Source organism: Streptomyces sp. NPDC006450 (genome assembly GCF_040612195.1).
Classification (GTDB): Bacteria; Actinomycetota; Actinomycetes; order Streptomycetales; family Streptomycetaceae; genus Streptomyces.
This window is the reverse complement of the sequence record NZ_JBEXPT010000050.1, coordinates 1-16,165: the sequence shown is the minus strand read 5'-3', so window position 1 is coordinate 16,165 and position 16,165 is coordinate 1. Positions and strand designations below refer to the sequence as shown.

14 protein-coding genes, 1 tRNA gene and 1 pseudogene are annotated in these 16,165 nt (G+C 72.1%); 7 read left to right on the top strand and 9 right to left on the bottom strand.

What is annotated here, in order from left to right; translation table 11 throughout:
• Window positions 1–364 precede the first annotated feature (364 nt).
• Window positions 365–2,629 (top strand): transglycosylase domain-containing protein, encoded by a 2,265-nt coding sequence (locus tag ABZY57_RS17310; RefSeq protein ID WP_356512710.1) that lies wholly within the window; start codon window positions 365–367, stop codon window positions 2,627–2,629.
• 144 nt (window positions 2,630–2,773) lie between these two features.
• Here the strand turns inward: ABZY57_RS17310 and ABZY57_RS17305 are convergent, their stop codons facing one another.
• On the bottom strand, window positions 2,774–3,235 hold the full coding sequence (locus ABZY57_RS17305) for a GatB/YqeY domain-containing protein (protein ID WP_266879961.1): 462 nt from the start codon (window positions 3,233–3,235) through the stop codon (window positions 2,774–2,776).
• A gap of 79 nt (window positions 3,236–3,314) precedes the next feature.
• Here ABZY57_RS17305 and ABZY57_RS17300 point away from each other — a divergent pair, with 79 nt between their 5' ends.
• From ABZY57_RS17300 to ABZY57_RS17290, 3 genes are all read left to right on the top strand, one after another.
• Window positions 3,315–4,253, top strand: coding sequence for a metallophosphoesterase (locus tag ABZY57_RS17300; RefSeq protein ID WP_356512708.1), 939 nt, complete (start codon window positions 3,315–3,317; stop codon window positions 4,251–4,253).
• A 31-nt stretch (window positions 4,254–4,284) separates the two neighbouring features.
• A complete protein-coding gene (locus tag ABZY57_RS17295) occupies window positions 4,285–4,974 on the top strand; it encodes a Pr6Pr family membrane protein (RefSeq protein ID WP_356512706.1) in 690 nt (229 codons plus the stop codon).
• 40 nt (window positions 4,975–5,014) lie between these two features.
• Window positions 5,015–5,088 (top strand) — tRNA-Pro (locus tag ABZY57_RS17290).
• Window positions 5,089–5,175: 87 nt separating this feature from the next.
• Here the strand turns inward: ABZY57_RS17290 and ABZY57_RS17285 are convergent.
• The 6 genes from ABZY57_RS17285 to ABZY57_RS17260 all read right to left on the bottom strand — a co-directional run bounded on the left by ABZY57_RS17285 (window position 5,176) and on the right by ABZY57_RS17260 (window position 11,421).
• Window positions 5,176–5,640 carry an SRPBCC domain-containing protein gene (locus ABZY57_RS17285; protein ID WP_356512704.1) on the bottom strand — a complete coding sequence of 155 codons (465 nt, stop codon included), beginning with the start codon at window positions 5,638–5,640 and terminating at the stop codon, window positions 5,176–5,178.
• A gap of 104 nt (window positions 5,641–5,744) precedes the next feature.
• Window positions 5,745–7,211, bottom strand: a complete 1,467-nt coding sequence (locus tag ABZY57_RS17280) for an SPFH domain-containing protein (RefSeq protein WP_356512702.1) — start codon at window positions 7,209–7,211, stop codon at window positions 5,745–5,747.
• An 85-nt stretch (window positions 7,212–7,296) separates the two neighbouring features.
• On the bottom strand, window positions 7,297–7,806 hold the full coding sequence (locus ABZY57_RS17275) for a hypothetical protein (protein ID WP_356512700.1): 510 nt from the start codon (window positions 7,804–7,806) through the stop codon (window positions 7,297–7,299).
• A gap of 121 nt (window positions 7,807–7,927) precedes the next feature.
• On the bottom strand, window positions 7,928–8,980 hold the full coding sequence (locus ABZY57_RS17270; protein WP_356512698.1) for a helix-turn-helix domain-containing protein: 1,053 nt from the start codon (window positions 8,978–8,980) through the stop codon (window positions 7,928–7,930).
• A 100-nt stretch (window positions 8,981–9,080) separates the two neighbouring features.
• Window positions 9,081–9,680 (bottom strand): DM13 domain-containing protein, encoded by a 600-nt coding sequence (locus ABZY57_RS17265; protein WP_356512747.1) that lies wholly within the window; start codon window positions 9,678–9,680, stop codon window positions 9,081–9,083.
• A gap of 259 nt (window positions 9,681–9,939) precedes the next feature.
• On the bottom strand, window positions 9,940–11,421 hold the full coding sequence (locus tag ABZY57_RS17260) for a vanadium-dependent haloperoxidase (protein WP_356512696.1): 1,482 nt from the start codon (window positions 11,419–11,421) through the stop codon (window positions 9,940–9,942).
• Between the two features lie 267 nt (window positions 11,422–11,688).
• Here ABZY57_RS17260 and ABZY57_RS17255 point away from each other — a divergent pair, with 267 nt between their 5' ends.
• The 3 genes from ABZY57_RS17255 to ABZY57_RS17245 are packed head-to-tail and all read left to right on the top strand — an operon-like array spanning window position 11,689 to window position 13,999.
• Window positions 11,689–12,312, top strand: coding sequence for an ABC transporter ATP-binding protein (locus tag ABZY57_RS17255; RefSeq protein ID WP_356512694.1), 624 nt, complete (start codon window positions 11,689–11,691; stop codon window positions 12,310–12,312).
• Window positions 12,309–13,202: a metal ABC transporter permease gene (locus tag ABZY57_RS17250; protein WP_356512692.1), complete on the top strand. Its 894-nt coding sequence runs from the start codon at window positions 12,309–12,311 to the stop codon at window positions 13,200–13,202. Before ABZY57_RS17255 ends, ABZY57_RS17250 begins: the two co-directional genes overlap by 4 nt.
• The gene (locus ABZY57_RS17245; RefSeq protein ID WP_356512690.1) at window positions 13,139–13,999 is read left to right on the top strand and encodes an ABC transporter substrate-binding protein; all 861 of its coding nucleotides are present in this window, start codon (window positions 13,139–13,141) and stop codon (window positions 13,997–13,999) included. Before ABZY57_RS17250 ends, ABZY57_RS17245 begins: the two co-directional genes overlap by 64 nt.
• Window positions 14,000–14,065: 66 nt before the next feature.
• Here the strand turns inward: ABZY57_RS17245 and ABZY57_RS17240 are convergent, their stop codons facing one another.
• Together ABZY57_RS17240 and ABZY57_RS17235 are read right to left on the bottom strand one after the other, a co-directional pair.
• Window positions 14,066–15,853, bottom strand: coding sequence for a class I adenylate-forming enzyme family protein (locus tag ABZY57_RS17240; RefSeq protein WP_356512688.1), 1,788 nt, complete (start codon window positions 15,851–15,853; stop codon window positions 14,066–14,068).
• Window positions 15,850–16,165 (bottom strand): annotated as a pseudogene (locus ABZY57_RS17235) (CoA transferase); the annotation flags it as partial. The pseudogene ABZY57_RS17235 and the gene ABZY57_RS17240, both read right to left, overlap by 4 nt.

Here is a 16,165-nt window from a genome sequence, read left to right as displayed (position 1 = left end):
ATCGAGGCTCCCCCACGGCGGTAGCGGCATATTCACCGCTGCCAGTTGAGGACGTTACGGAAGGCGGGCACAGTGCAACACCCCCGACGGGCCCAATCTTGAATGGTCCGAACGGACTATGGGTAAGCGGCAGATCACCCGACGGAGTGATCGTGCGACATGCCCGACCATTCCGGCGATTTGGGTGAAATCGACGGGCATGCTGATCACAGGAGGCGAGATTCGGACATGCGTCCACCCCATTCGGGAAGGGTGAAAAACAAGCCGAGGGGTTGATGTCCCACCGCACTGCTGTGACAGTTGAGGACAGCTTAGGCCAAGGCATTCGCGCGTGTCCGGCGAATGAGAACGTAGGCTGCCCTCCATGGGAAAGAAGCGCTCGGGCGGCGGGCTCACGGGGCCACAGCAGGCCGCCAAGTTCCTCGGTGTGTCCGTTCTCTCCGGAGTTGTACTCGCGGGGATCGCGATCCCGGGCGCAGGCGCCCTGGGGCTCGCGGCCAAGGGCACGGTCGAAGGGTTCGATGAGATCCCGGCCAATCTCAAGACACCACCGTTGAGCCAGCGCACCACGATTCTGGACTCCGAGGGTGGCTTGATCGCCACGGTCTATTCGCGTGACCGGCAGGTGGTTCCGATCACGGCCATCTCCCCGTACATGCAGAAGGCCATCGTCGCGATCGAGGACTCCCGTTTCTACGAGCACGGCGCGGTCGACCTCAAGGGCATCCTGCGTGCGGTCAACCGCAATGCCCAGGAGGGCGGCGCGGCGCAGGGCGCGTCGACGCTGACGCAGCAGTACGTGAAGAACGTCTTCGTCGAAGAGGCCGGCGACGACGAGACGAAGGTGCGCGAGGCGCAGGAGAAGAGCCTCGGGCGCAAGATCCGCGAGCTGAAGTACTCGATCCAGGTCGAGGAGGAGCTCGGGAAGAAGAAGATCCTCGAGAACTACCTCAACATCACGTACTTCGGCCAGCAGGCGTACGGAATCGAATCCGCCGCCCACCGCTACTTCAGCAAGGCCGCCAAGGACCTGACCCTGGAGGAGTCGGCGCTGCTGGCGGGCGTGGTCCAGTCGCCGAGCCGGTACGACCCGCTGAACGACTCGCAGGAAGCGATGAAGCGCCGCAACATCGTCCTCCAGCGGATGGCCGACATAAGGGACATCTCCCAGGCCGAGGCGGACGCGGCGAAGGCCAAGCCGGTCCAGCTGAAGGTGACCAAGCCGAAGAACGGCTGCATCACCGCCGTCAAGGGCGCGGGCTTCTTCTGCGACTTCGTGCGCAACACCTTCCTCGACAACACCGCCTTCGGCAAGACCCGCGAGGAGCGTGCGAAGGTCTGGAACCAGGGCGGCCTGACGGTCCGCACGACCCTGGACCCGCAGTCGCAGGACTCCGTCAACGAGTCCATCAAGGACCACGTGGACCAGGACGACAAGGTCGCCACGGCCGTCACCCTCGTCCAGCCCGGCACCGGGCGGGTCCTCGCCATGGGGCAGTCCAAGCCGTACGGCTTCGGCAAGAACGAGACCCAGATCAACTTCTCGGTGGACAAGAAGATGGGCGGCTCGAACTTCGGCTTCCCGACGGGCTCCACCTTCAAGGCGTTCGTCGCGGCCGCGGCCCTGGAGGGCGGACTGCCGCCGACGAAGATGTACCAGTCCCCGTACGACATGGACTACCCGAGCCCGGTGAAGACCTGCAGCGACAAGCCGTGGGTCAACACCGACCGGGCGAAGGTGGAGAACGAGACCGAGTCCGAGGTCGGCCCGTACGGGATGAAGGAGGCGATGGCCAAGTCGGTCAACACCTACTTCGTGGAAATGATCTCCGAGGTGGGCCTGTGCCCCGTCACCGAGATGACCACCAAGCTCGGTGTGATCCCGGCCAACGGCGCCAAGCTCCCCGAGGTCCCGGCCATCGCGCTCGGCAGTGAGGGCATGTCGCCGCTGACCATGGCCAACGCCTACGCCACCTTCGCCAACCGTGGCGTGTACTGCACCCCGGTCACCATCGAGTCGATCACCGACTCGCACGGCAAGGCGCTGACGGTCCCGAAGTCCAAGTGCGGCCGTGCGATGACCGAGACGACCGCCGACACCATCAACACCCTGCTGCTCGGCGTGGTCGACTCCGGCACGGGCCAGCGATCGGGTCTGACGGACCGGCAGAGCGCGGGCAAGACGGGTACCACCGACAGCCGCTACAACGCCTGGTTCGTCGGCTACACCCCGAACATGTCCGGCGCGACCTGGGTCGGCTCCGGCGGCGCCAAGCAGGTGTCGATGGAGAACATCACCATCGGCGGCCAGTACTACGACAAGGTCTTCGGTGGTGGCCTGCCCGGCCCGATCTGGAAGCAGGCCGTCTCCGGCGCGCTCTCCGGCCGCGAGGCCCCGAGCTTCGTCACGGTGAACATCCCCGACACCCCGAGCCCCTCCCCCGGCGGCAAGCCCAACAAGCCCGGTAAGCCCGGCAAGCCGGGCCGCGGGGACGGCAAGCCCGGTGACGGGCGTCCCGGCGGGCAGACGGCCGGCGGAACCACCGGCGGGAACGACGGCGGCACGGGCGGGACCGACCCGCTCGGCGGGATCAGCTTCCCGCCGGGCTTCATCGGCGGCCGCGACTAGGACCCGTCGATCAGGGGCCGCAGGACCGTAGGTCCCGCAGGCCCCGTCAGGTCCCACGGCGAAGAACGAGGGAGGGCCCCCACCAGATCCGCATCCGGATCGGTGGGGGCCCTCCCCGTTTCCCTTACGGGAACCGCGTGCGTACTAGGACAGGTGCTTCTTGACGGCGGCGGCGACGCGCCCGCCCTCCGCCAGACCCGCGACCTTCGGGTTCACGATCTTCATGACGGCGCCCATGGCCCGCGGCCCCTCGGCGCCCGCCGCCTTGGCCTCCTCGACGGCCTGCGCCACGATCGCGTCGAGCTCGGCCTCACCGAGCTGCTTGGGGAGGTAGGTGTCGAGGAACTCGCCCTCGGCGGTCTCCCGCGCGGCCTGCTCGGGACGGCCACCCTGCGCGAAGGCCTCCGCGGCCTCGCGGCGCTTCTTCGCCTCCTTGGCGATCACCTTGAGGACTTCCTCGTCGGAGAGCACCCGGGCTTCCTTGCCCGCGACTTCCTGGTTGGTGATGGCGGACAGGGTCAGGCGCAGCGTGGACGAGGCGAGCTCGTTGCGCGCGCGGATGGCAGTGGTGAGGTCTTCCTGGAGCTTGGCCTTGAGCGTGGTCATGCCCCGAGTCTGCCAGGTGCGGGGGCTCGGGCGCCCGCCGGTTTCCCGGCGTGCTTGCCGGGTCTGCGAACATGAGGACATGCGTGCGCGTTACGGAGTACCCCTGAAGGTCACCGCCGGGATCGCCGCGGCGGGGGCCGCCGGTCTGGCCTATGCCGCCGGTTTCGAAGCCCGGTCCTTCCGCCTGCGCCGGGTCACGGTCCCCGTGCTCCCGCCGGGGATGCGTCCGTTGCGCGTCCTGCAGGTCTCGGACATCCACATGGTCGGCGGTCAGCGCAAGAAGCGCGCGTGGCTGCAGTCGCTCGCCGGGCTGCGCCCCGACTTCGTGGTGAACACGGGCGACAACCTCTCCGACACGGAGGGCGTGCCGGAAGTGCTCGACGCGCTCGGCCCGCTGATGGACTTCCCCGGCGTGTACGTCTTCGGATCGAACGACTACTACGGCCCCCGGATGCGCAATCCCGGGCGCTACCTGATCGAGAAGACCCAGGGCCGGCACGGGCTGAACGGCAACGCGCCGGTCGTCGGGGCCGTCCACAACCCGTGGGAGGGAATGCGGGACGCCTTCGACGCGGCCGGCTGGATGAACCTCACCAACACCCGGGGCCGGCTCAAGCTCGACGGCCTGGAGCTGGCCTTCACCGGCCTGGACGACCCGCACATCAAGCGCGACCGGTACGCGAAGGTCGCGGGCGGCCCGGAGGCGGACGCGGACTTCTCGATGGCCGTCGTCCACGCCCCGTACCTGCGGGTCCTCGACGCCTTCACCGCCGACCGCTACCCGCTGATCCTGGCGGGCCACACGCACGGCGGGCAGCTGTGCATCCCCTTCTACGGGGCCCTCGTCACCAACTGCGACCTGGACACGAAGCGGGTGAAGGGGCTCTCGACGCACGAGACGCAGGGACAGCGCGCGTACCTCCACGTATCGGCGGGCTGCGGGACCAACCGCTTCACCCCGGTGCGCTTCGCGTGCCCGCCCGAGGCGACACTGCTGACACTGACCCCGAAGGCCTAACGCCGGCCGTCCGGCCGAGTACGTTGACCGGATGATCACACCTGCCGCTCCCCGCCTCCCGACCGTCGCCTTCCGTGCGCTGATCGCGGCCGCGGCCGTCGTCGGCCTGGTCATCGAGTGCGCGTACGGCAGCGTGCCCGTGGTCCTGAGCTTCTTCACGATCTGGACGAACATCCTGGTCGCGGTCGTCTACGGGCTCTCCGCCGTCCGGGTCCACCGGCGCGAGCCGGACGTGGCCCCCTTCTGGCGGGGCGGGGTCCTCCTCTTCATCCTGATCACCGGGCTGGTCTTCCACCTGGTCCTGGCCAACCCGTCGAGCCCCTTCAACGTGCTCGAGGACCTGGACAAGCTGTCCGGCGCCAAGTCCGTCTCCAACCAGCTCCTCCACACGGTCACCCCCATCGGCGCCGCCCTGGACTTCCTCCTCCTGACCGCCCCCCGCACCCTGCGCCCGCGCTACGCCGCGCAGTGGCTGGCGTACCCCCTGCTCTACGTGGTCTTCGCGCTGATCCGCGGCGCCCTCCTCTCCCCCGACGTCCCGACCCGGTACACGTACCCCTTCATCGACGCAGCCCAGTACGGCTACGCGAAGGTCGCGCTGAACGCGGTGGTCCTGGGCCTCGTCTTCTACGCCCTCGGCCTCGCCCTGGTCCTGGCGGACCGCTACCGCCCGGCGCGCGAAAACCGGATTTCGTCTCCGGCCGAGGGTCCGCTAAAGTAATCGATGTCGCCAGGGCAGCAAGCGCTGCAAGGGTGGACATCGGGGTGTAGCGCAGCTTGGCAGCGCGCTTCGTTCGGGACGAAGAGGTCGTGGGTTCAAATCCCGCCACCCCGACTTCGTAAGACCAGGTCAAGGGCTTGATCCGCATTGCGGGTCAGGCCCTTTCTGCGTTTCTGGAGGCTGTTCTCCGTGCAGGCGGCCTCAGTTCGGGGGCCGGTGCGTCCAGGGGTCCGGGCCGGGGTCGGTGCCTTCGGCGCGGAGGGCGAGGCGGTCGACGTAGTGCTGCCAGCTCTCCGCGTGCGCTTCGCACGCCTCCGCCGTGGGCAGGCCGCTGTGGATCAGGTGGAGCAGGGTGCCTCCGGTGGTGGGTTCCAGGGTGATGTCCACCGTGGTGGAGCCGGCCGCCGGCGTGCCGGCCTCCTGCCAGTCCCAGGTGAAGACGAGCCGCTCGGGCGGGTCGACCGTCACGAAGCGGCCGGATGCCACGCTTTCGCCGGTGAGCCGGGTGCGGTACGGGCCGCCGGGCTCGAAGGAGAACGCCCCGTCGGCGCCCATCCAGGACAGCCACTTCTCCCGGTCGCTGAACAGGCCGAAGACGGTTTCGGGGCGGGCCGCGATGCGGCGCTCCAGCGTGACGGTGTCCATCGGGGTCGCGGGGGTCGTCATGGGGGTCATTGTCCCGCGACGAGGCGGCTGCGGCACGGTCGGACGCGGCCGCAGGCGTGGGGCCCGCTGCTCGGCAGCGGGCCCCACGGTCGTTTCACCAGGGGTCAGCCGGTGATCTCGATCTTCCCGTTGACGGCGGGCGCGCCCGGTGTGGCGGGGGCCTTCGGGGCGCTCCCGGTGAGGCCCTTCAGGAGCTGGGCCAGGTCCACGCCGGTGGTGGAGCTCAGGAGCTCCATGCCCTGGGCGACGTTGTCGGTGACCGTGCGGGAGAGCTTGCTCGCGCCGTCGGTGGAGATGACGGTCATCTTGTCGATGGCGGAGAGGGGTTCCGCGGCCTTGGCCACGACCTGCGGGAGTGCCTCGACCATCATCTGGATCACGGCCGCGTCCCCGTACGTCTCGAAGGCCTCGGCCTTCTTCCGCATGGCCTCGGCCTCGGCCGTGCCCTTGGCCAGGATGGCCGCGGCCTCCGCGTCGCCTTCCAGGCGCACGGCCTCGGCGAGGGCGGAGCGGCGCTGCTTCTCGCCCTCACCGGTGAGGCGGGCGCGCTCGGCCTCGCCCTGGGCGGCGGCGATCGCCGCGAGGCGTTCGGCCTCGGCCTGCTTGACGCGGGCCACCCGCTTGGCCTCGGCCTCCTGCTCGGCCTCGTAGCGGCGGGCGTCGGCCGGCTTGCGGACCTGGGTGTCGAGCTGGCGGTCGGTCAGGGCGGCCTGGCGCTCGGCGACCTTCTCCTGCTCGGCGAGGATCTGCTGCTGCCGGTCGGCCTCGGCCAGCGGGCCGGCGGCGTTGGCCTGGGCGGCTGCCGCGTCGGTCTCGGCCTTGATCTCCGCCTGGCGCAGGTACAGGGTGCGTTCGGCGACCGCGATCTCCTCCTCGGCCTTCAGACGGGCCTGTTCGGCGGCGCGGCGGGAGTTGGCCTCGGCGATGTCGGCCTCCTGCTTGGCGCGGGCGGCCTCGGGACGGCCGAGGTCTTCCAGGTAGGACCCCTCGGTGGTGATGTCCTGGATCTGGAAGGCGTCCAGGACCAGGCCCTGCCCGGACAGGCTGGCCTCCGCCTCCTCGGCGACCTGCCCCGCGAAGGCGGCTCGGTCACGGATGATGTCCTCCACCGACATGCGGCCGACGATGGCGCGCAGGGCGCCCGAGAGGACTTCCTGGGTGAAGCCGACGATGCCGTCCTGCTGCTGCAGGAAACGCTGGGCGGCGGCCCGGATGGCGTCCTCGTTGCCGCCGACCTTGACGATCGCGACGCCTTCGAGGTTGGCCTTGATCCCGCGCAGGGTGACCGCGCCGCGTACGGCGACGGGGATGTGGCGGCTCGAGAGGTCCAGGGTGTAGCGCTGTTGCACGAAGGGGACGACGAAGACTCCGCCGCCGACCACGACCTTCTGGCCGCTGTTGTCGGTGGAAATCCGCCCGGTCTCCGGGTCGGTGGAGCTCTTGCCGCGCCGGCCGGTGATCAGGAACGCCTCACTGGGCCCGGCGACCTTGTAGCGCGTGACGACGACCAGGGCGAGCAGGACGAGGAGTACGAAGACTCCGACGACCGCGGTGATGACGACTGGGCTCATGGCGGATCCCCCCTGCCTCCCCCGTGGGGGCAGATCGGTGTGGGTGGGTGGTTAGGTCGGGTGGGTGGGTGGACGGGCGGGTGTCTCAGTGCTCGACGGCGCGGACGGTGACCGAGGTGGACGACGGAGCCGCCGTCACCCACACCTCCGCGCCGCGGGCCAGCGGGCCCTCGGCCGTGGCCGCGTACTTCACGGGCTGGCCGGCCAGGCGCAGGAGGACCTCGCCGTAGCCGGAGGCCGGGATCGAGGTGACCACGGTCCCGGTCGAGCCGATGAGGGAGTCCTGGTGCGGGGCGGCCCCGCTGCGGTCCCGCATCAGGGCGCGGCTCAGGCGGTACGTCGCCCAGGCCGCGCAGGCTCCCGCGAGGACGCCCGCGACGGTTGCCGGGCCCGGCCCGAACCCCGTGGTCCCGAGCACGATCGCCCCGGTGAACCCGAGCATCGACACGAAGCCCGCGAGCACCGGGAGGGACAGCCAGCCGTCGAACAGTGCGCTGAGCGCACCGTCGAAGACGCCTTCCAGCACGCCGTCCAGGAGCAGGGACAGGGCCAGCAGCACGATCCCCGCAATGCCGAGACCAAGAAACAAACCCATGAACGCGCCTCCCCACCCGGTGGCGTTCCCGCCGGACACCCGCATCGTGTCACTTGGGAGGCGCTCCGCGCATTGCCTGCTGTCGGCAATCTTTACGTCGCTTTGACGCACGGGGCTCAGGTCACGCGTCGCTGCCCGGCCAGCCGAGCAGGCGGGCGCCGATCACCGCCGTCTGGAGCGTGTAGCGGTTCAGCGTATCGGCCGGGTCGGCCCGGGTGAGGCTGTGGATGCGTTCCAGCCGGTACGTCAGCGCGCGCACGCTGAGGGAGAGGCGCCGGGCCGCTTCGGTGGACACGCAGCCGCTGTCGAAGTACGCGGTGAGCGTGTCCAGGAGCGGCTGGGCACCGCCGCGGGACGTGCGCAGGGGGCCGAGGGTGCTCTCGACCAGATCGGCCATGGCCTGCCGGTCCCGGGTCAGCACCGGGAAGACGAGCAGGTCGACGGCGTGGAGCACCGGTCCGTCCAGGTCCATCCGGTGGGCGAGGTCGAGTGCGCCCAGGGCCTCCTCGTAGGAGTGGGCGACCCCGCCCGCGCCCGGGTGCGAGCGGCCGATCCCGACCCGGCCGCCGTCGGTGGCCGCGTGGGCCCGCTTCGCGAAGTACTCCAGGACCTCGGGCTGGTCCCCCGGTGCCACACAGATCAGCCGGCCGTCCTTGGTGGTCAGCAGGATCTGCCGGCCCGGGAACCGGGCGAGGACCGCCGACTCGATCCCGCGTGCCATGGGGTAGCCGTCACCGTAGGTCTCGGGGCCGGTGGCCACGGCGACGCCGTGCGACGGGGAGAGGCGCAGCCCGAAGCGCCCGGCCCGCTCCGCCAGCCGGCCCAGGTCGCTGCCGCCGTAGAGGAGGTCGTCGATGAACTCGCGGCGCGCCGCCTCCTCCTGGCGGACGGCCTGGTGCTGGGCGCGTTCGTAGCCCTCGACGAAGGCGTCCACCGCCTGTTCGACGGCCGCCAGGAGCGGACCGGATGCGGGGAGGGGCCGTACGAGCTGCGCCGCGGCCAGGTGATCGCGTATCAGCGCGCGGAGCGGCAGCCCGGCCTCCGCCGCCCGCTCCCCTTGCGCACGACGCGACTCCAGCTCCGCGCGGGTCAGCCGGCGGCCCGTGGCGCAGGCGTCGACGAGCAACTCGGCGTAGCCGGAGAGATGACTCGCCGGTGCTTGTGGTCCCGCCACCGTGTCTCCCCCGATCCCGGCGCGCCCGTGACGCGTCCTTGGTGCGGGGACAAGGGTGACATGGCGGCGTCCGGGCGGCCGCCGCTCACACGGCCGCGGCTCACACGGTCGTGAGGGCCGCCGCGCCGAAGGAGACGTCGAAGCGGTCGCACCAGATGGTGACGCTGCCGTAGTCGGACGGGTTCACGCCGGCCGGGATCGCGTAGTTCTGGTCGCCCTTGTTGCCCTTGAGCTTGCCCAGGCTGACGTATGCGCCGTCGTCGAACACCCGCCAGCCCGCCGTCCCCTCCTTCACCGGGGCGTCCGTCAACCAGACGCGCAGGTCCGGGCCGTTGCTGGTGTCGAGGTTCTCCAGGCGCAGGGTGTGGGAGCCGTCCGGGAGCCGGATGAGCTTGGCGGTGCCCGTGGTGGTGTGCTCGTGGCTGATCAGCGTGCCCTGGGCGAGGGTCTGCGGAGTGGCGGGCGCGGTGCCGGGAGCCCCCTCGGCGGGCGAGCGGGTGGTCGGGGGCGCGGCCGCGGAGGGGGACGCCGCCGGGAGCGACTCGTGGACGGTGGCGTCCTGCCAGAGCTTCCACGGCTGGAACCAGTACAGGCCGAGGCCCAGCAGGAGGGCCGCCGGGAGGGCGAGTACGGCCAGGAGCCGACGTCCGCCCCGCCTCTTCACCGGGTTACGCGACTCGGTGTGCGCCGGGTTCGGCATCGGATTCTGCGGCTGGTTCGGCGTCGGGTTCTGCGTCACTCGTCGTGCCCTTCCTCGCGTTCGGCCGGACGGCCGGCCGTCATGGGAATTCAACGCCCGGGCGCGGGCGGGGGCCAGACCCGGCCGGATGACGAAAGGCTTACGTCCTCCGGCCGGGGTGACCGGGCCCGTCAGACCGGGCCCGTCAGACCGGGCCTGCCAGAGCCCTGCCAGATCGGGCCCACCAGGCCGGGACCGCGGTCCGGGCCCGCAGGTCGGGTCAGAGCGTACGGAGCTTCGTGGTGAAGACCTGGTTCGCGATCTTGTCTCCCATGGCGAGGCCGTCCGTGGCGTCCCACGGGTAGTGGACGCCGAGCCAGACGCGGCTGTCGGCGTCCTCCTTGCCGGCCGCGCTGAAGCTGGTGAAGTGGCGGGTTCTGACCGGGGACTGCGGTTCGTCGGTGGTGAGGTCGAAGGAGATGTCGTCGCTGCCGAAGTAGCGCTTCATGACCCCGGCCCAGGCTCCGCCGAAGGACGCGTGGCCGGAGACGTACGCGGGGAAGCACGGGCTGACGTTGACGCCCGTCGGGCTCTTCAGCAGCGGCTTCCACTGGGGGTCGAGGCCGCCCTCGCGGACCGCCGAGACGGGCCGCCACAGGTCGATGGGGGTCGCGAACTTGGCGTCGCGGACGGCGATTCCGGTGTCGGCCATGGCGATGGAGACGAGGGCGAAGAGCCGGGCGTTCGCGTAGACCCCGAGGCCTCGGGCCTTGGCCACCTCACGGGTGGCCTGGAGCATGTGGCCCGGCGGCTTGTAGGTGCCGTTGTTGTCGTTGGCCCAGAACCAGGCCGCGGCGAGCTGGTCCGGGGTCCGGTTGATCACCGGGGTGGCCGCCGTCGGTGTGTCGGCGCCGGCCGTCCGGACCGCCTCCACCTGCCGCTTGTACTCGTCGCTCGCCACCAGGGCCTCGTACGAGCCGTACCGGGTCAGGGTGGTGGGGCGGAACTGCGAGCCGGAGGCCAGCGAGAACGGCTTGACCTGGCCGTAGAAGGGGCTGATCGCGTCGCTGTCCTCGTCGCAGGAGGCGTCGGGCATGTCCGGGTAGCTCGTCGGCCGCCACGCGCCCGGTTTGTGGTCCGCCACGTAGACCTGGGGGTTGTCGGAGCCGTCGCCGGTGCGGGCGTCCGTCATCTGCTTGACCATCGTGCCGACCACGGAGAGGTCGAGGAAGTCGCCCGAGGTGGGCTCGGTGCCGAATCGCTCGCGGAAACGCGAGTCGAGGTACTGGGTCTGGTCCGCGTAGCGGCTCTGCTTGTTGCCGTAGAGGCCGAGGAGGATGTTGTAGGCGGTACGGCCGATGACGCGCTCCTCCTCGTCCGGGCCCTCGGCCCAGCCGACGTAGCTCACCGCTTGGATGTACGGCTCCGAGGTGATCTTGCCCTTCCACTTCAGCTGGTACGAGGACTCCGCGTCGTAGATCGCGGCGTTCATCATCGCGGCGGCGCGAGCCATCGGAACGGGCCCGCCGCCGACCCGGCGGAAGACGTTCTGCAGCACGTCGTTCCAGTAGTGCACGGGGTCGGCTATCGACTGCGCCGGCAGCGCGGCGCGGGCGGGCTGCGGGGTGGCGGCAAGGACGGTTCCGGTCGCGGCCAGGACGACGGCGCTCGCCAGGGCGCGGCGCCAGAGCGCGGTCCGGCGGGTGGCGCGGCACAGGGTGGGGCGAGGGGCGCGACGAGGGGCGCGGACGTGCTCGGACATGGCTCGACTCCCTTTGGTCAGAGGCGTGTTGATCACCACGGGAGGTGGCGGCGCGATCATGGCCCGGGGTGGAACGGAACGCTTGTAGGAAACGGAACGCCCCCGCGGAATGGCCGGTCCCGCGCGGCTCGACGGCGCGAACCCGCCAGTGCCCCGGCCCCCGTGCCGGGCCGCCGCCGGCAGAACGCGGATCGCTGGAACCGCGGGACCCCGCCGGCCGACCAACTCCACGCAGAGACGGGGCCGGTGACAGCGGAGGGGCGTGGGATGGGCGGGCTGGACGTGCGGATGGAGGGGGTGGGCTGCCGGCACGGGCGGGTCGAGGCCGTGACCGGCGTCGACCTGGAGATCGCCGCCGGCGAGCGCGTCGCGCTGACCGGCACCAACGGATCGGGCAAGACCACCCTGCTGCGCGCCGTACTCGGACTGCACGCGCAGGTCAGCGGGAAGATCCTGGTCGGCGGCCGTGCGGGCGACCCGGCCTGGCGGCGGCGGGCGTGCGCGTGGATCCCGCAGAAGCCCGCCGCCGGACGCTTCCCGCTCCTGGGCGGCGAGCTCCTCGCCAGCGGCGGTGACCCCCGCGCGGCCGCCGAGGCCGCCGACCGGCTGGGGGTGGGGCCGCTGACCGGGCGGCCGCTGCACACCCTGTCCGGCGGGCAGTTGCAGCGGATGTACCTGGCCCGGGCGATCGGCTGCGTGGCCGCGGGGGCCGGCGTACTGCTCGCCGACGAGCCGACCGCCGCCCTGGACTTCGCAGGGCAGGACGAGGCCGCCGACGTACTGGCGGCCCTGCCCGTGACGCTCGTCGTCGTCACGCACGACCGGGCGCTCGCGGAACGCTGCGACCGGGTCCTGGAGATGGCCGCCGGCCGGCTGCGGGAGGTCCGGTGAGCGCCACCCTCGCGGCCGCCGACCTCGGCACCCTCCTGCAACTGGCCCCCGTGCAGCGGGCGGGCTTCGCCCTGCTGCTGGCCGCCGTCGGACTGCCCGTGATCGGGGTGGTCATCGTCGGGCTGGACATCATGCCGGTGCGCTTCGCGATGATGCACGTCGCCCTGCTGGGCATCGCCGTCGGGCTGCTCACCGGACTGGACCCCATGCTGTGCGCGCTGGTGGCCTGCGCCCTCGCCGGAGCCGGGGTCGCCCCGCTGGCCCGGACCCCGGACGGGCTGTCCGGGGCGATGGGGCTGCTGATGAGCCTGGCGATCGCCGCCGCGCTGCTGCTCCTCGCGGTCTCGGGGGTCAACGCCTCGGGCGCGTTCGCGCTGCTGTGGGGCTCGATCCTGTCCGTCGGCGGCGCCGATCTCGTGGTGCTCGGCGTCCTGGCCGTCCTCGTACCCGGCCTGTTCTGGTGGCGGCGCCGCGAGGTGGCTCTGCTGCTGTACGACCGTGAGCTCGCGCAGTGTTCGGGCGTGCCCGTGCGGGCGCTGACCACCGTGCTGCTGGTGCTCGTCGCGGTCGCGGTCGCCGGAGCCATCAAGCTCACCGGCGCCCTGCTGGTCGACGCCCTGACCCTGCTGCCCGCCCTGGCCGCGCGCCGGCTGGGGACCTCGCTGAAATCGATCACCGGGTGGGCGGTGGCCATCGGCGTCTTCGTGAACCTGACCGGCTTCCTCGTCGCCCTCCTGCTGGACTGGCCCCCCGGGCCCGTCCTCGTCCTGACCGCGGGGGCGCTCGTCCTCGCGGTGCACCTCGTACCCGAACGGAGAATCCGCTCATGGCGCCCCGAACCCGCGTCCGCAGCAGCAGCACGGCCCGCATCGCCCTCTTCCTCGCACTGACCTCGGCACTGGCACTGACGGCCGGCTGCGGCACCGACGGCGGGAGCAGTGGTGGCGGGAGCGGTGGGGGGAGCGGTGGGGGGAGCGCCCCCGCGGGCGGCAAGCCCGTCGTCGTCGTGACGACCACCTGGGAGGGTGCCTTCGCCAAGGCCGCGGGCGCGCAGGACGTGAAGGTGATCGTGCCGCAGTCCGTGCACCACGCGCCGGACTACGACCCCAAGCCCTCCGACCTCGCCGCCGTCGCCGGGGCCGACTTCGTGCTGTACGCGCCGTTCGAGCCGTACGCCGCGAAGATCAAGGAGGCCGCGGGGTCGAAGGCGGAGCTGGTGGAGGTGAACCTCGACAACGACGCCGACAAGGTCAAGGCCGAAGTCACGCGGCTGGGCGCGCTGTTCGGGACCCAGGCCGCCGCGGCGAAGTGGACCGCGGACTTCGACGCCGAGTACGGGCGGGTCGCGAAGGACGTCCAGGCCGCCTGGCCCGGCGGCAAGAGCCCGGCCGTCGTGAGCCAGGTGTTCACCGCCTGGTCCGCGAAGCTGGCGGGCGCCACCCCGGTGGGCACCTACGGCCCCGAGGCGGTGACCCCGGCGCAGCTGGCCGAGCTGTCGGCGAAGAAGCCCGCGCTGGTACTGGACAACGCGCACATGTCGACCGGAGCCGTCCTGCCCGACTCCGGCGCGCGACAGGTGCAGATCATCAACTACCCCGGGAACGACCTGGACTTGCTGCCGGTCTACCGCAACGCGGGGGCCGAGCTGAAGAAGGCCATGGGCAAGACGGGCGCCGCCGCTCAGTAGGGTCCGGCGGCGCCGGGCGGGGCGGTACCGGGCGGGGCGGTCCGCTCGGGGCCGCCCCGCCCTCGTCTACGCGCCCACGCCGGCGGGCGTCTCGGCGGGCGTCTCGGCGGGCGTCTCGGCGGGCGTCTCGGCCGCAGCGGTCGCGGTGGGCACGGCGGAGGCCACGGTCGCGGTGGCCGCGGCGGCTCCGCGGGCCCGGGCGCGCAGCGCCGCGCGGTCGGGTTTGCCGGCCGGGGTGAGCGGGAGCTCCGCCAGCAGGAGCAGGTGCTCGGGGTGCTTGCGGCGCTCCAGGCCGCGGAGCGTGAGGTGTCCGGCCAGGGAGTCGAGGGTGGGGAGCCGCGTGCCGCGGGGGACGACACAGGCGGCGAGGCGCTCGCCCATCACCTCGTCCGGGACCCCGACACAGACGACATCGCGGACGAGGGGGTCCGAGGAGAGCTCCCGTTCCACCTCGGCGGGGCTGATGTTGGCGCCGCCGCGGATGACGATGTCCTTGAGGCGGCCGACGACGTGGAGGATCCCGTCGTCGTCGATGAAGCCGAGGTCGCCGGTACGGACCCAGCCCTCGGGCGTGCGGTACCGGGCGTCCAGGTCGGGGGAGGCGACGTAGCACATGGGCGTCATGGGGCCGCACGCGATGATCTCCCCGATCGCGCCGTCGGGGAGCCGCTCGTGCGTCTCGGTGTCCGCGATGCGGATCTCGGCGACCCGGGGGTCGGGGCGGCCCGCGGAGATGCCCGTGCCCTCGGACTCCGGGACCGTCGCGCCCAGTCCGGTGTGGCAGTTGACCCCGTCGGCCGAGCCGTAGAGGTTGACGACCGGGCAGCCGAAGGCGCGGCTCGCGCTCTCGGCCGTGGTCTCGTCGAGGGGGGCGCCGCCGAGGACGAGGGCGGTGGGGGCGGGCAGCGGGGCGACGCTGCCCTCGGCCCCGGCACCGGCCCGGGACGCCTCCGCCTCCAGGCGGTCGAGCATCATGCGGATCATCGTGGGCACCCCGAGGACGTGCGTGGGCCGGTGCTCGCGCACCGCCGCGAGGGCCGCCTCCGGTGTGAAGTGGTCGAGGACGATCAGGGTTCCGCCGTGCCGGGCGAGAGTGACCGCGGTGCCGCTGGAGCCGAAGGCGGACGCGAGCGGTACGAGGAACAGGCAGCGCGGCGGCGTCCCGTCGGGCATCAGCGACGCGAGGAAGTTGCCCCGGCCGCCGGCGAGGGCGTTGTGGGAGTACGCGATCATCTTCGGCTCCGCCTCCGAGCCCGAGGACACCAGGATGCGGGCGGCGCTGTCGGGGTGGGGCCGGGCGGGCACGAAGGCGGCCGGGTCGGAGCGCAGCAGCTCCGCGAGCCGAATCGTTCCTTCAGGCTCCGTCCCCGCGGGTCCGCCGACGGCGATCACATGGCGCAGCGCGGGCAGTTCGGGGGCCAGGTCCCGCAGGTCGGCGGCGTGCCGGTGGCCCCGGTGCTCCACGGCGGCGATCACCGCCACGGCCTCGGCGCGGCGCAGCAGACAGCGGGCCTCCTGGCCGCCCCGGCCCACGGGGAAGGGCAGGGCCACCGCTCCGAGGGCGGCCAGGGCCAGGTCGGCGATGACCGCGTTGCGGCCGTTGGGGAGCTGGACGCCGACCACGTCGCCGGGCCGTACGCCGAGCTCCGCGAGGCCGGTGGCCAGACATCGCACCTTGCGGTCGAGCGCGGTGTAGCAGAGCGTGCCCTTGGCGTCGATGACCGCGGTGTGGTGCAGATCGGCGATCTGGCGGGCCCGGAAGAGGCTGTAGAGGTCGAGGTCGGGACAGGTTCCGTCGACCGCCCACGAGCGGCGCAGGCCCACGGGCAGCAGATCGTTCAGTGCGACGGTCATACGAAGCTCCAGGGGTCGGGAACGGCGGGGGCACCGTGCGCGTCGCGGCTGATCGAACCGGCGAAGCGCGGGTCGTGGTGCAGCTCGGCAAGGTCGGTGGTGACGGCGGTCGCGGCGAGGCCGCGCGCCCGCAGCGCGCGCAGGGCGCCCTCGGTGGAGAGCGCGGAGAGCGGGGACAGGCCGGACAGGTCCAACGGCTCGGACGGCGGGGATGGTGCGGACCGTGTCGACGGCGCGGGCTGCGGGGACCGCGCGGACGGCTCCGTGAGGCCGTGGGCACCCGTCGCCGCCGCGCAGGCGCCGGCGTCCGCG

Excerpts from the sequence above, each read along its gene's own strand:
- ABZY57_RS17310 (WP_356512710.1), top strand. The coding sequence starts at position 365 with ATGGGAAAGAAGCGCTCGGGCGGCGGGCTCACGGGGCCACAGCAGGCC.
- ABZY57_RS17305 (WP_266879961.1), bottom strand. The coding sequence starts at position 3,235 with ATGACCACGCTCAAGGCCAAGCTCCAGGAAGACCTCACCACTGCCATC.
- ABZY57_RS17300 (WP_356512708.1), top strand. The coding sequence starts at position 3,315 with ATGCGTGCGCGTTACGGAGTACCCCTGAAGGTCACCGCCGGGATCGCC.
- ABZY57_RS17295 (WP_356512706.1), top strand. The coding sequence starts at position 4,285 with ATGATCACACCTGCCGCTCCCCGCCTCCCGACCGTCGCCTTCCGTGCG.
- ABZY57_RS17285 (WP_356512704.1), bottom strand. The coding sequence starts at position 5,640 with ATGACGACCCCCGCGACCCCGATGGACACCGTCACGCTGGAGCGCCGC.
- ABZY57_RS17280 (WP_356512702.1), bottom strand. The coding sequence starts at position 7,211 with ATGAGCCCAGTCGTCATCACCGCGGTCGTCGGAGTCTTCGTACTCCTC.
- ABZY57_RS17275 (WP_356512700.1), bottom strand. The coding sequence starts at position 7,806 with ATGGGTTTGTTTCTTGGTCTCGGCATTGCGGGGATCGTGCTGCTGGCC.
- ABZY57_RS17265 (WP_356512747.1), bottom strand. The coding sequence starts at position 9,680 with ATGCCGAACCCGGCGCACACCGAGTCGCGTAACCCGGTGAAGAGGCGG.
- ABZY57_RS17260 (WP_356512696.1), bottom strand. The coding sequence starts at position 11,421 with ATGTCCGAGCACGTCCGCGCCCCTCGTCGCGCCCCTCGCCCCACCCTG.
- ABZY57_RS17255 (WP_356512694.1), top strand. The coding sequence starts at position 11,689 with ATGGGCGGGCTGGACGTGCGGATGGAGGGGGTGGGCTGCCGGCACGGG.
- ABZY57_RS17245 (WP_356512690.1), top strand. The coding sequence starts at position 13,139 with ATGGCGCCCCGAACCCGCGTCCGCAGCAGCAGCACGGCCCGCATCGCC.
- ABZY57_RS17240 (WP_356512688.1), bottom strand. The coding sequence starts at position 15,853 with ATGACCGTCGCACTGAACGATCTGCTGCCCGTGGGCCTGCGCCGCTCG.